This is a genomic window from Streptomyces sp. NPDC085944 (assembly GCF_040686295.1).
GTDB lineage: Bacteria > Actinomycetota > Actinomycetes > Streptomycetales > Streptomycetaceae > Streptomyces > Streptomyces salinarius.
In genome coordinates, this window is record NZ_JBFBJX010000011.1 from 261,563 (window position 1) to 274,483 (window position 12,921).

Sequence of the window (12,921 nt, forward strand, 5' to 3'; positions counted from 1 at the left end):
GTCCTTCAAGTCCCTTCCCCAAGAGCCGCGTCTGGCTTACTACCCTGACGACAAAAGCCACAGTACGGGATGAAAGAGACGACTCTCCAGGCGGCACTCCGCCCTCACGCACACCCTCTCCGGAGCCCTCACGGTACGCCCCAACCCCGGCCCCCCGCAGCCGCATCCGCACCCCGCGACGACCACCGGCCCCACGGTGCGGACACCGGGAGCCGGGCATGGGGTAGAGTGACTGAGCGTCCAGACACCGGCCGTGGTCGGCGTCTTACGCGGGTGTAGTTTAATGGTAGAACATCAGCTTCCCAAGCTGAGAGCGCGAGTTCGATTCTCGTCACCCGCTCCATGTGAAACCCCCAGGTCAGTGACCCGGGGGTTCTTTGTTGTCCAGACCGGCGGGCGGTGCGCGCACCACAACCGCACCATTACGCTTCCACGCACCACTCCGACTAGCTCACTGGCGGAAGAATCGGAGGAAGCCCAAGATCCCTGGCCACCGAGCGCAGGAACTGCTTACGCGGCTTCCCGCTCACCATTTCGTCGAAGGCGCGCCCCGCCCAGATGAGGCACATGGCTGCCGTCGCCTCCACTACAGAGGTGCCCGTCCTGGGCTCGGCACGGAGGCTAGGCACCCTGGTTGTCGGCTCTATGAAGGCGAAGGCACCAGTCGTACTTGGGTGCGCATATCCGCAGAGGTGGCGGTACACCGAGTACAGCTCGCGCTTGGAGTCTATCTGGTCACACTGCGCCTGGAACTTGCGGAAGGTCTCGCTCTCATCGGTCTTCTCAACTGGCAGGTTCTTGATCGCGTCGATCAGGTGCTGCGGCAGCGCAAAAGCCCCTTCCAGATCGGTCAGCGCAGCCCTGCTCGTACGGTCTCCCTCGGCCAACACTCCACGCGCTCCAGCGTCCCCCTTCTGCGAGAGCCAATGGAGACTGATGGTGGTCTCGAACATCGTCCGCAGCAGGATCAGTGCCTCATGACCGTAACCCTCGTCGACGAGGAGAAGCGCCGCTTCCGCGAGGCGGTGTACCTCGGCGCACCACCCGTGCCCGATGAGCACGGGCCGATAATTGCGCTGCTTCGCCTCGACCGGTCCAGCCGCCCGGTAGTCGGCGACCAACCTGTCGACCGCATCGCGGTACTGCTGCGGAGTTACCTTACTCATGTGTATTCCTTGCGTTGACTGAGCGGGAGGCTACTTGAGTATGGACGAGAAGAAACAATTATTTTTACCTAATCCCAAAATCACGTGATACCAATCGGGGATTACACAAGAAGAAGGGCGAGCGCATCAACGCTCGCCCTTCAACGGCCTTTCTTGGTAGAGCACTTCTTCTTTAGGATTCGGAGCTCTTTTTCCGCTTCGTCCGCTCAGCACGGACCAGGTCGTCGAGCCCGGCGGCGACCTCCCGCTGCCGCTCCTCGTCGGAGTGCTGGTAGATCAGCGCCGCCTTCTCGGAGGACTGGCCGGCGCGCACCATCGTGTCCCGGAGGGTGGCGCCCGAACGGGTCGACAAGGTGTGCCCGGTGTGGCGGAGGTCGTAGAAGCGGAAGCCGTCCGGGAGACCGGCGACCGCACGGGCCCGCCGCCACTTCCGCCCGAAGGTCGTACGCCGGAAGGCCGCGCCCTTCTCCCCCACAAAGACCAACCCGTCCGGGCCCTTCTCGGCAAGCCAGTCGAGGTGCCGCCTCACCTCCTTCCGGAGGAAGACCGGGAGGACGACCACGCGAGCACCCGCGTCGGACTTGGTCGGCCCCGGAGCCCGCTTGCCGTTGGTCCGCTCAGGCTCGGCGACCCGCACGCGGATCACGAGGTTGTCGACGTCGACGTCCCGACGGCGGAGGCCGGCCAGCTCCTCCGGCCGCATCGGACCGTAGGCGCCCAGGTAGACCATGAGCCGCCAGCGGATACCGATCGCGTCGGCGAGCGCGTCGACCTGGGCGACGGTGGCGATACGCCGTTCCGCCGCCGACTCCTTGCCCGCCCCCTTGATCCGGCACGGGTTGCGCGTGATCAGGTCGTCGTCGACGGCCGTCTCGAGGATGCCCTTGAGGAGGCGGTACGCCTTGGCGACGGTGGTCTTGGCCCGGGTGGTGCGGAGCCGTTCGGCGCGCCACTCACGCACGCGCGGAGCCGTGATCTCGTCCAGGTCGAGCCCTCCGAACGCCGGGAGGATGTACAGGCGGAGCAGGTGCCGGTACAGATCCTCGGTCCGAACGGCCAACTCCCGCTCCTCGACCCACTTCTCGGCGTAGACACCGAAGTTGACGGCTCCGGCGTCGGGAGCGCGCCAGTCCCCGCGGCTGAGGTCCGCCTCGACCTGGGACAGCCAGATCTCGGCGTCCTTCCTGGTCTCGAAGGTCTCGTCCGCACGGATGCGCTCACCGTCGGGCCCGAGGTACGAAGCCGTCCACCGGCCGGACCGGTACTGCCGCACCGCACCGAAGCGCCGGCGCCTGCCCTTCTTGTTGGCCATCAGGCAGCCCTCCGCAGTCCGGCGCGGCGGAGCTGCACCGGTTCCACGGTGTGGGCGGCGAGGTAGTCGCGAACGGCGCTCTCGGGGATGCGGACGTGCCGACCGACCTTCACGTACCGGATGCGCCGCTCCTCGATGAGCCGCCGCGCGAAACGGACGCCCGTGCCGAGGCGTTCGGCGACCTGGTCCACGGTGAGGAGTCGCTCCATGGTCACCACTCCCCCTCGGCCCCGGCTTGGTCGCGTAGTGCTTCGCGGGCGGTTTCACGGTTGAGCCGGATGTCCCGGGCGATGGTGGCGGCGAGGGCGGATTCACCGGGGGTGTGGCCGTGTCCGGCGTACTGCCAGTCCGCCAGGACGAGGACCGTCTCCGGCTCGCGGTCGTCCAGGCCGAGGGCTCCGGCGTCCTGTGCGGCGCGGTAGTCGGCGCGTGCCTGGCGGAGTGCGCCGAGGGTGGTGGAGTAGCGGCGGGACTTCGAGGAGAAGTGGCCGCGGAAGCCGAGCATGTGAGCCCAGGCCCACAGCCGCCGGTCCGGATACAGCGGGTCAAGATCGCGGCAGGCGATGATGAGGTGGCGGGTGTGGTCGGGCACGCCGTGGCGGTCGAGCTCGGAGATCTCCCCGATACGGCGGTCGAGGGTGCCGGTGCTCTCCGCGGCCTTGGTGGAGTACTTAGCGACGTACGAGGCGACGGCCTGTTCGGTGATGTCGGAGCCGTCCCCGAACGCCTTCACCGACCGGACGTCGAGCTGTGTGCCCCAGCGGAACAACCGGGTCGGCTGGTCCCCAGCGGCCGGCACCGAGACCGACGTGTAGGAGTGCGCCGCAGCCGCACCGATCGCATCGGCGAGAACACCGACCGTGGCCCACGCGGGCGGCGGTGTTCCAGGACCCTCCGGCCCGTCCAGCCGGATCACCGCATGGAAGTGCAGGGAACCCCGCTTCTGGAACTCGGCGACCTTGCCGTACGAGAGGCGGACGTGATCGGCGAGTTCCCGGCGGGGAAGGCCACCGCGAGCGGCGAGTTCGCGGCGGAGCCGAGTGGTGAAGCGCTGCCAGAGCTGCCCGGCGTGGTTGTTGAAGAGGACGGCGCCCGCGTAGTCGTACGTCGTCGGGTCGAGGGCGGTGCCCAGCTCGGGGGCGTCGGGGGCGTGGCGGGTGCCGCATCGGCAGACGCCGTGATCGGGCCGGTTGTGGACCGGGCCGAACGAGGGCGCGGTGAGAGTGGCGAAGACCCGAGGGTGATCCCGGACGGTGGCGGGAATGTCGCGGCGGTCGTCACCGGCGAGGCCGGCGCGGATGAGGTGATAGGTGTCGCCCGCGTAGGTCCAGGCGCAGGCCGGGCAACGGGAAGCGCGGCGGTTGCCGCAGGCGAGGCGGAGGCGTCCGCCGGGTTCATCAGCGGTGGTGTAGTGGTGCAGGGTCTCGCCGGTGGTCTTGTCCTTGTGAAGGGTCCAGCCGGTGAGGTGGATGGGGTCGGAGCAGCCGCCGGTACGGCGGATCTGGTCTTCCCATCGGGTGTAGTCGTCGGCCGAGGCCACCCGCAGCAAATCGCCGAGGACGACCGGGTCGAGCAGAGGCTCAGGCGCGAGTGAGGCGCGATGCGCCATGCTGGGTGCTTCCTTCCGGTTGAGAGATCGGACAGGGACGGCTCCCGGGCGGCGGATGCTTGGCGGTATCGAGGCCGCCCGGGGGCCGGTCAGCGACGCTTGGCGTCGGCGTTGACGAGCGAGCGGATCACCAGGGCGCAGACAGCGACCGAGGCGCCCGTGATAGCGACCGCGAGGAGCATGGAGACCAGGACGGCGCCGACGACCAGGACGACGGCGGTGCTGCCGCCGACCAGGGCGAGCGCGGTGCCGGGGGTGAGCTGGACCGTGGGCCGGGACGGGGCCGGGACGATGGCCGGCGGGGCGGAGGTACCAGGGGTGATCGTGGTCGGCTCGAAGACGGCGGGCGGGGTGACCGTGCCGGTGGGCTGGGGCATGGTCGGGAGCTTGGGTCGGAACATCAGCGGATCTCCTTACTTCACGGCGGAGTCGATGAGCGGGGCGAACACGCTGTCGGCGAGAAGGAAACCGCCGAGGAGCAGCACGGCGATCAGCCACCAGGGCGGGCGAACGAGCTTGACGCCGAGCCAGCCGACGACGATCAGGGCGAACCAGAGCGGGACGTCCATGACGGTGGCCTCCTAGCGGACGCGGCAGCGGTGAGTGCGGGCGGCGAGCTGGGCGGCGGAGCGCGTGGAGTAGTCGGCGGACCAGCCGCAGCCGTCCGAGCCGCACACAGCGGCGTGCTTAGTGGTGCCGTTGCGGTCGCGGTGGGTGCCGATCTGCACGGGGCCGATCCGCATGACGGAGTGGAAGAAGTCGCGGGCGGGCATGTCAGTCGGTCTCCGTTCGGGTCAGGTGAGTTGGGCGGCGATTGCGTCGGCCAGGTGCGGCGGTACGCCGAGGCGGGCGCGCAGGGTGTCGGCGTCGATACGTGCACCGGTCCGTTGTTCGTGGTCGGCGGCGACCTTGCGGGCGTGGTCGACCAGCGCGGCCGGGACGGCAACGGCCGGCGGCGCAGGAGCGGGGTGGACCGGCGGGAGGGACGGAGCACCGTCGGCGGAGTCGACCGGGGCCGGTTCCGGATCGACGGCGGGGGCCGGTTCGGGCTCCACCTCGACCACGGCATCCGGGGCCGGCGAAGCCGAGGTGTGCCCCGCGGACGAGTGGGCGAGGAGAGTGCCGCCCATGAAGGCCAGGGCCGGCCAGGCGGCAACGAGGATGCGCAGCCAGGCCGGTACGCCGTCCAGGTCGAGGAGTCCGGCAGTGGCGACGTTCGCGCCGAGCGAGGCGACCAGGGCGATCAGGAACCAGCACCAGGCCAGCCGGGATGGCCCGTCCGTACGCAGTCGACGCCAGGCGGCGACGAGGAGCAGGTCTACGGAGACCGGATAGGCCCAGGCCTTCCAGCCATCCTGCCCGGCGGCGGCGGCGAGGTCGTGGAGGTGGGCGAAGGACAGTGCCCCGGCGATGACGGCCTGAACAAGCACGGCGTCCACGCGGAGGGCAGAGCGGGTCATGACGGCTCCTCCTGTGATCAGGCATGGCGGGGATAGGGACCCGGCGCGAAGGGCGGTCGCGCCAACCGTGGGGGCGGGGGTCAGGCGGTGGCGGGGGCTGCCTTGGACAGCGGCACACGGGCGGAGGGCAGCGCAGCGACCGAGGGCCGGAACGCGGCCAGGGCCGGGAGTTCCGGGGTGCGCTCGGCGTGCTTGTTGCAGGTGTTCACGGCGTGCCGTAGCGAGGTGCGCGGGGCGCGGATGCGGTGCCAACCGCCGGTGGAGTCACCGGCGATGGCGAGCCCGCGCGTCTCGGCGGGAATCTGGATCGCGGCGAGGACCGCGTCCGGGGCGATGTCGCCGAAGGCCATGTTCGCCGAGGTTTCGTCGTTGACGCGGTGTGCGGTACGGCCGGTGAGCTGGGCGCGGAGCATGGTGATGCCCTTGCCGAGTTCGGAGCCGAAGCGCTGCCCGCAGATCTCCAGGTAGATGCCGGCCGCGCGGCCGAGCTGTGCGAGGCGGACCAGGGCGGTGATGATCCGGTCCCGGCGCTTCTCCTCTTCCTTGCTGGCGAAGAGGGCGAGTTCGGCGACCTCGTCGACCAGGACCACGACCGGCACCGGCCGTAGGTCTTCGGGCAGGTCCCAGATGTCGGCGGCGATCTCAGCATCCGGCACGGCGACGCTGACACGCTGCTCAGCCCGGATGAGCTGATACACGTCCCCCATGTGGGAGACCAACGCCTCCAGCAGCTCCAACGCGGTATCGGGATTGTCGGCGAGCGCGGAGAACCGGCGTGCCAACGGGAACAGCTCCACTCCTTGCTTGCAGTCGATGCCGACCAGAGCGACGTGCTGCGGGGCGAGCCCGGCGACGAGGTTGCGCTGATAGACCGACTTGCCGGACTCCGTCGCGCCGAGGGTCAGCCCGTGTGGCACGGCGCGGTAGTCGCGGTAGTGGACCGAACCGTCCTCCCGCAGCGCCACCGGAACCCGCATCGGGCGAGCGTCGATCTTGGCAGGCATCTGCACCCGCTTGAGTACGTCGTAGCCGGTCATCCGGATCTCGACGACGCCCGAGCGCAGCTCACGAGAGGTGACGCCGTACATCCCGAAGGAGTGGCGCAACCGGTCCGAAGCGGCAGCGACGTCGAACGCGTCCTGTCCGGGCCGGAGTTTGAGCCGCAGGACCAGTCCCGTACGGGTGGGCCGCAGCCGCAGGATGCGCGGTGCGCGGGACTCCGGAGCTGGGCGGTTGGTCATCCGGGCCAGCGTCAGACGCCAGCGCGAGGGCGGGACCGTCAGGCCGCAGGCGTCCATGACCGATCCGTACCGGACCAGGACCCGCAGGACGGCGAGGGTGACCCCGAAGGTCAGCCAGTACCAGGCGGGGCGCCGCCACCGCAGGAGACCCGCAGCGGCGACGACCACCAGCAGTAAGACCGTGGGCCACGTCATGGCTCATGCCGCCTTCGAGGCCGAGTCGACGTCGACCAGCGAGGTGACGGCGACCGCGCGGAAGGCGATCCCGTGCCGCTTCTGGCCGTTGAACTCGTTCTCCCACGGCCGGGCGACCAGGCCGGTGAGCACGACCGGAGTCCCCATGGCCAGCTCACCGGAGAAACCGGTCTCCGGAACGGTGATGGAAAGGATCTCCACCTCGTCGTTCGCCGCGAACATCACGTCGACCGTCATCAGCTTGACGCCGGTCTCCATGTCGGTGGCGATCTCCCCGGTACGGCGGTCACGAACCTTGGGCTGCGGGGCCTTGGCGACCATCACGGTGGCACCGGACGTCTCCACGGGAATCTGACGCACAGCAGATCACTCCTCTATAGATGCTGAACTCCGCCACTCATGTACATGAGTGATGGGAAGAAGAGTGCCTGCCTCCTGTACATGAGTCAACCCGCCGCGGCTACGAAGTCACGACGGGTTGCGAGGAGTTGAGAGGGCGTCAGTCGGCAGCAGGAATCCGGTACTCGAAAACGAACTGGTCAGCGGCCATGAGCGTGTCACAGACCTCGACCACGAGACCGGCCGTCGTACGAGCCTCACGGATCAGGTGAACCACCGGCGCACCGGGGCTGAGCGCCAGCTCGGACGCCTCCACCTTCGAAGCTGGCCGCGCTTGCAGCGTCTCGACGAACTCGGCGAACTCATGCCCGTGGTCCTCGAGTCGGGCGTAGATGCCACCGCCGCCGGGGTTCTCGGCGAACAGCTCCGGGATCTCCTTGACGACATCCCACGGCAGGTACGAGGAGGCGGTCTCGACCGGGGTGCCGTTGCGGAAGTAGAGACGCCGGCGCGCGAGCACCTGAGTACCGACGGGAACACCGAGCCGCCGAGCGACATCCTCGGGAGCCTCCATCGGCCCGATATAGAGGACGCTCACCTTCGCCGTGGCGCCGGACTGCGCCGACTCCGCGAGATACGCAGCCTTCCCACCCTGCCGAAGGGACCGCCGGAACCGATCCGACGACCGATGCCGCACCGGCGGCCGGTCCTTCACGATCGAGCCCTTGCCATGCCGAGTCTCGACGAGCCCGCTCGCCCGCACCTCGACCATGGCCTTACGGATCGTGCCGCCGGACACGCCGTAGCGCTCCACCAGCTCCGATTCACTCGGCACCATGTCGCCGGGCTTGAGCACACCGGCCCGGATCTGCCGCACGATCTCATCGGCGATCTGCACGTACCGAGGCCCCGACCTGCCCCCCTCTACCGCAGTTCCCATAGCCGCTCTCCGCCTCCTATGCTCCTGTACATGAGTCAATCACAGGAAGCAACGCCCTCACCCCTGCACTCCGTATCCGTGGCCGGAGTCGTGGTGCGTGAGGACGGCCGCCTCCTGGCGATCCGCCGAGCCGACAACGGCACCTGGGAGCTCCCCGGCGGAGTGCTCGAACTCAACGAGACCCCGGAGGCCGGCGTAGCCCGCGAGGTCCTGGAGGAGACCGGCATCCACGTCGAGGTGGACGAACTCACCGGCGTCTACAAGAACACGACCCGAGGCATCGTGGCACTGGTCTTCCGCTGCAAGCCCTCCGGCGGCACCGAACGCACCTCTGACGAGTCGACAGCCGTCTCATGGCTCACCCCCGACGAGGTCAGCGAGCGCATGGCAGAGGTCTACGCGGTCAGGCTCTTGGACGCCTTGGACGGCAACGGCCCCCACGTACGAAGCCACGACGGCAAGCAACTCATCCCAGCGGGGTAAGACTTTCCCTACATTCATCAAGGCGGCTCGCTCCGCTCACCGCGCGCGGCACGGCCCCCGGCCGGGCCTGCGCTCCTGTCTCCGCCCCGCTCCAGCCCGGCCGGCGACCGTGCCGCGCGCACAGCAATCAGGGCCCTGACGCCAGAGAAGCGGCACGTCGTGGCTGGGGCGGTCGACTCCACGGCTTTACGGAGCCACTTTGGCGCGAGCCTCGAAGATCATGGCCCCAACGTCGTGCTTTACCGGGCAGGTCCACAGACTGCCCGACGCGCCGCAAGCTTACGGGGCCATGATCACTCGCGCCAAAGCAGCGCCACCCCAAAGCCGCTCCGCCGACCTCACGCTAGGCCCTCTCCCGCCAAGAGCTCACTAGCATTCCGAAGCTTCACCACGCTACGCCAGCTCAGTTGAAGCGAATGCCGAACAAACCTCCTGTTTCATAGGGGGCGTCAGACAACCGGGCACATTCGTTGAAATCTACCCTAAAGCCTTCATCTTGCGCTTTCTTCAAGTCGTCAGAATTCATCGTTACAACATACTGAATTGCCTCCCGTTCAGCAATGCGAGCCGCCAGAGTGAGCGCGCTCGCCATTTGACGGCCCTCAACATCCGAATAAAGATGGCTATCATGCACTAGAAAATCCGGACCCCGACCACCCCTTTTGGCAGTAACCGCCATCGTTAGATCAAAGCAGAAGAGCGCCATGCTTTTTACGCCTTGACTTTTGTCACCACCGATAGTGGGTACAAAGCTATATCCCGTTTTACTAGGTTCGACACTCAGCGACGCGGGGCGCCCACTGCCATAAATGTCATAAGCATAGGACGAATAGAGTTGCGCTATTTCGTCGATCTGTGCACGACGATCACTCAGGTCCGTGCTGAATCGAAGCTCCATTTCGGCTGAGCGCAATTGCAAGTGCCTGTTGGCATTCTCCCACTTATCGACGGTTTCACGACGTTGCTGCAACTCCGTGAGCCGACCTTTCACTTGCGCTAGCTGCTGCTGCAGTTCGTTATAGGTCTCCAAAGCGCCGCCAGCCTCTAGAACACGCATCACCTCTGCTCGCTCAGTGTCTGCACGCTGAAGCCTCAGCCTCATTTCGTCCAGAGCTTCAACTAGGGCCGCCCGCTCGGCTTCGAGATAACGTTTCCTGTTCTCGACAATCGAACGATGAAACGCCGCCACTTCGTCAAACCGCCGCAGTACCGTGTCAGGGAGAGTGATTTGCAGTTGGTCGTAGACTTGCCGCACATAGGAATGATCAGGCTGCGATTCACCTTCCTGACTAATGGCCGCCTCAATGTCCCCCAGACGGCGTTCTTCCATAACTAGGGTGTCGTTAATCTTTCGGATCTCTCGACTCAACTCGTCAGCCTTGGCACGATGAACAGAGTATTGCTCCACGACTTGGAAGTCGGAGATCTGTTGCTCAAGCTGGACTACCTGAATCCTCAATGTTCTGATCTGGGCATCAAGATCTTGCATTTTACCCAGAGTCATGCCCAAAACTGGATCGTTCGCCGCCTTTTTAAGTTCTTTCAGGCTCTTTTCAGCGGTCGCAATCTCTTTCGAGCGTTCAAGAAGATCAAGGTCCAGCCCGAAAAGATAGGCAAGGGGAGCCTGTGAGGCTACAGCGGCCTGCTTACGGTGGACCTCCGTTGGATTATCGAAGGCCCCATTCTCGACATTACGTAGATAGAAGGCAATCAATGATCGATATGACGGTTCGTTGGGCGCCCCAGTCAGGCCGAACAATTGCTGCCCCAACTGTCGCCGCCACATGGCGATCTTCAAGGTAGTTCCGTCTACTGAAACATTGCTCGGGTCACCTCCACTTCGTTTGACGCTCGGAACAGCGCCGTCTAGGTCGAGCCCGAGACTAAAAGAGTGATCGGCTAGCTCTGGTCTACGTAGTACGTGATTCGGGCGAGCATCGGATCCTAGAAGGAAATCGAGTACCTGAACAAAACTGCTCTTGCCGACAGCGTTGCGACTGTCCTGCCGCCTCGCTGTCTTAGTTCGCTCAGCCACGACGATATTTAGACCGCGCTCGAAGTGTGCCGCTTTGAAGTTGGGCAGGTCACTACTCAGGGTGCGAAACATTATCAACCTTCCTCAATTCGCCATCCTGAAGCACAACCGCCCCTGCGGCAAAGAGAACATCTAGCGATAGGGCAAACCACCAGAAGGGGATCGCGGAGGGCATCTTTTTGTAGCCGCGCCACGCCGCAAGTCTCTGCCACACCGCGCTAACTGAGCCCGGCCTTTCCAACTGCAGCAAGATTTGAGCGCCGACCGCAATTAGCGCTTGGTCCGCAGCGATCGATTTACTAGGGAGAAGCATCACCCAATCACCGGAGCCTCGAAAATGTCACACTTCTCGAAGAAATGCGTGACCACCATCATCGCAGCACTCCTCTGCTGGCTCATATCGGGGTAGTCCGCACCCGGAAAAGCCTCTGCCACCAGGTCATCACATAGCGCGTGGAACACTGCGTCCGAGCTACCCAAACGTGCACGGTGGCCGTCATACCTCGCACGCAGATTCTCAGACACTTGGGCTTGTTCACCGGGAGATGCCAACGAAAAATAGTACCGAACGTGCCCGGTGTGCACCTTGAATGCTACGAGGAGATCTGCAACCTCTTCGCCAAAATTATTGTGCTCGATCTTCCCTGGCGGAACTTCGAGTGGACTGTCGGTATCTGGTACCAAGCGTGTACGTGCAAGGGACTCCACACATCTCGCTATATATGACATTCCGGCAGGGTGCTCTGATGGGGGAGCGCCAAGGATCCACGCGAGTTTACTGCGATCAACGTCATCACCTACGCAATAATCCCACAAAACTTGAGGGGGCCAGTTTTCTATTTTGACGGACGAGGTTTTTTTCGCCTGCCTCAGATCCATAATGCCAGCAGCAGCCATTGTAGGCAGGCCCCTGGCATTATTATAGACGAAAGCCCACTTTTCCATGCGGGAGCCCCAGTGTCTCTCCGCGTTTTCGAAGTCCGTTTTTATTTTGCTCGTTACATATGCTTCTGACGGACTGGTGGCGCCGTAACAGGCAAGCATGAGGCCGTCAACCCAGCCGTCGCAGCCCTTATCTCCACGACCTGCGGGATCGATCTGGACGAAGTCGGGACCATGCTTCATGTGCATTAGGTCAGTGACGAAGTCTTGCCAATCGAAACTTGTCTTCCGTACACACAAAGCCAGGAACTGGCTGTGGAACCATGCACGGTCTTGATCAACTAGCACGTCGCTCCCCCATTGGCGATGTACACAACCACCCCTCAGGGTAACGGCGTTGGCCTCTCATGAACACACCGCTTATCACGGCTGGTTGTACAAGTGCTGTGTGCCGTGAACGCTGGCGATCCAGGGCAGCCCGACGTGACCATGCCTCTCTGCGCGCCTCCAGCGATCAGCGCTCATGCTCAGGATGAAGTTCACAGGGGCTGTCCTGACACCGCCTTGGCAGACGTGTAGCCGCTCCTCGTCAGTACGTGCTATGCCCTCAACATGGATCAAGGTGTAGCCGCGTTCGTCGCTGGCATAGCTGGCATGGTCGGCGCTCTCGGCGGAGCAGTAGCCGGCGGGGTAGCCGCTGTTCGAGGAGCTCGCATAGGTGCGGAGAAGACCGCCGCAGCCACGCGCCAGGCCGTTCACGACCAAGCCGCAGCCGAGCACGGTCATTGGCTACGCGAGCAGCGGCGTGATGCGTTTGCAGCGTTCATCACAGCCACACAGGCCGTCACGGATGCCTCGAAGGCTGTGACATCCATGCAGCATGACCAGCTCATAGCCTTCAACGAGTCGATCCAAGGCCTCATCAAGATCAGTAGCCTCATCACGTTGATAGGCCCCGAGGAGGCCATCAACGCAGCCGGGCGCGTCATAGGCGCCGCCGAAAGATTCAGACAGCGCATGTGGGAGGAGTCGCGCATCACCGACCACAGGTCGCAGGAGTCGAGCGACGCCTCAGACAGGACTGATGAGGCTGCCGATGGCTACACCGAGATGGTGCAGCGGTTCATTGCCGTAGCCCAGGGAGTCTTGGCTAGGTGAGGTCTCAGAGGGCGTTAAGTCCGTTTCTGGTAGCGGCCGCGTCCCGGTTGCTCGAGGAATCCCTGGCGGACGAGTCGTCCCAGGCGGGAGCGGGTGACGTT

General features: G+C 65.1%; 16 protein-coding genes and 1 tRNA gene. 3 read left to right on the plus strand and 14 right to left on the minus strand.

Going from position 1 to position 12,921, the window contains the following annotated elements; all coding sequences use genetic code 11:
- The first annotated feature begins 269 nt into the window (after positions 1-269).
- Positions 270-343 (plus strand) — tRNA-Gly (locus AB0P07_RS23180).
- 103 nt (positions 344-446) lie between these two features.
- Here the strand turns inward: AB0P07_RS23180 and AB0P07_RS23185 are convergent.
- The 11 genes from AB0P07_RS23185 to AB0P07_RS23235 all read right to left on the minus strand — a co-directional run bounded on the left by AB0P07_RS23185 (position 447) and on the right by AB0P07_RS23235 (position 8,262).
- Positions 447-1,166: a DUF5677 domain-containing protein gene (locus tag AB0P07_RS23185; RefSeq protein ID WP_365553333.1), complete on the minus strand. Its 720-nt coding sequence runs from the start codon at positions 1,164-1,166 to the stop codon at positions 447-449.
- A 172-nt stretch (positions 1,167-1,338) separates the two neighbouring features.
- Positions 1,339-2,478 (minus strand): tyrosine-type recombinase/integrase, encoded by a 1,140-nt coding sequence (locus AB0P07_RS23190; RefSeq protein WP_365553335.1) that lies wholly within the window; start codon positions 2,476-2,478, stop codon positions 1,339-1,341.
- Complete coding sequence (locus AB0P07_RS23195) at positions 2,478-2,687, minus strand: excisionase family DNA-binding protein (protein ID WP_365553337.1); 210 nt, start codon at positions 2,685-2,687, stop codon at positions 2,478-2,480. Before AB0P07_RS23195 ends, AB0P07_RS23190 begins: the two co-directional genes overlap by 1 nt.
- Positions 2,688-2,689: 2 nt before the next feature.
- Complete coding sequence (repSA, locus tag AB0P07_RS23200) at positions 2,690-4,087, minus strand: replication initiator protein RepSA (RefSeq protein ID WP_365553339.1); 1,398 nt, start codon at positions 4,085-4,087, stop codon at positions 2,690-2,692.
- Between the two features lie 89 nt (positions 4,088-4,176).
- Complete coding sequence (locus tag AB0P07_RS23205) at positions 4,177-4,488, minus strand: SpdD-like protein (RefSeq protein WP_365553341.1); 312 nt, start codon at positions 4,486-4,488, stop codon at positions 4,177-4,179.
- 12 nt (positions 4,489-4,500) lie between these two features.
- Positions 4,501-4,656, minus strand: coding sequence for a hypothetical protein (locus AB0P07_RS23210; protein WP_106967052.1), 156 nt, complete (start codon positions 4,654-4,656; stop codon positions 4,501-4,503).
- A gap of 12 nt (positions 4,657-4,668) precedes the next feature.
- Positions 4,669-4,860 (minus strand): mobile element transfer protein, encoded by a 192-nt coding sequence (locus tag AB0P07_RS23215; RefSeq protein WP_024886417.1) that lies wholly within the window; start codon positions 4,858-4,860, stop codon positions 4,669-4,671.
- A gap of 21 nt (positions 4,861-4,881) precedes the next feature.
- On the minus strand, positions 4,882-5,547 hold the full coding sequence (locus tag AB0P07_RS23220; RefSeq protein ID WP_365553344.1) for a DUF2637 domain-containing protein: 666 nt from the start codon (positions 5,545-5,547) through the stop codon (positions 4,882-4,884).
- Between the two features lie 80 nt (positions 5,548-5,627).
- A complete protein-coding gene (locus tag AB0P07_RS23225) occupies positions 5,628-6,983 on the minus strand; it encodes an FtsK/SpoIIIE domain-containing protein (RefSeq protein WP_365553346.1) in 1,356 nt (451 codons plus the stop codon).
- A 3-nt stretch (positions 6,984-6,986) separates the two neighbouring features.
- Complete coding sequence (locus AB0P07_RS23230; protein ID WP_024886414.1) at positions 6,987-7,343, minus strand: hypothetical protein; 357 nt, start codon at positions 7,341-7,343, stop codon at positions 6,987-6,989.
- A 139-nt stretch (positions 7,344-7,482) separates the two neighbouring features.
- A complete protein-coding gene (locus tag AB0P07_RS23235; RefSeq protein WP_030827618.1) occupies positions 7,483-8,262 on the minus strand; it encodes a GntR family transcriptional regulator in 780 nt (259 codons plus the stop codon).
- 18 nt (positions 8,263-8,280) lie between these two features.
- Here AB0P07_RS23235 and AB0P07_RS23240 point away from each other — a divergent pair, with 18 nt between their 5' ends.
- Positions 8,281-8,745 (plus strand): NUDIX domain-containing protein, encoded by a 465-nt coding sequence (locus AB0P07_RS23240; RefSeq protein WP_024886412.1) that lies wholly within the window; start codon positions 8,281-8,283, stop codon positions 8,743-8,745.
- Between the two features lie 403 nt (positions 8,746-9,148).
- Here the strand turns inward: AB0P07_RS23240 and AB0P07_RS23245 are convergent, their stop codons facing one another.
- The 3 genes from AB0P07_RS23245 to AB0P07_RS23255 all read right to left on the minus strand — a co-directional run bounded on the left by AB0P07_RS23245 (position 9,149) and on the right by AB0P07_RS23255 (position 11,905).
- The gene (locus AB0P07_RS23245; protein ID WP_365553349.1) at positions 9,149-10,543 is read right to left on the minus strand and encodes an ABC-three component system protein; all 1,395 of its coding nucleotides are present in this window, start codon (positions 10,541-10,543) and stop codon (positions 9,149-9,151) included.
- A 289-nt stretch (positions 10,544-10,832) separates the two neighbouring features.
- Positions 10,833-11,093, minus strand: a complete 261-nt coding sequence (locus tag AB0P07_RS23250; RefSeq protein ID WP_358659612.1) for an ABC-three component system middle component 6 — start codon at positions 11,091-11,093, stop codon at positions 10,833-10,835.
- Positions 11,093-11,905, minus strand: a complete 813-nt coding sequence (locus AB0P07_RS23255) for an ABC-three component system protein (RefSeq protein ID WP_365553351.1) — start codon at positions 11,903-11,905, stop codon at positions 11,093-11,095. The genes AB0P07_RS23250 and AB0P07_RS23255 overlap by 1 nt, the downstream gene beginning before the upstream one ends.
- A gap of 369 nt (positions 11,906-12,274) precedes the next feature.
- On the opposite strand from AB0P07_RS23255, the gene AB0P07_RS23260 reads away from it, so the two are divergent.
- Positions 12,275-12,820, plus strand: a complete 546-nt coding sequence (locus AB0P07_RS23260) for a hypothetical protein (RefSeq protein ID WP_365553353.1) — start codon at positions 12,275-12,277, stop codon at positions 12,818-12,820.
- Positions 12,821-12,921: the final 101 nt, after the last annotated feature.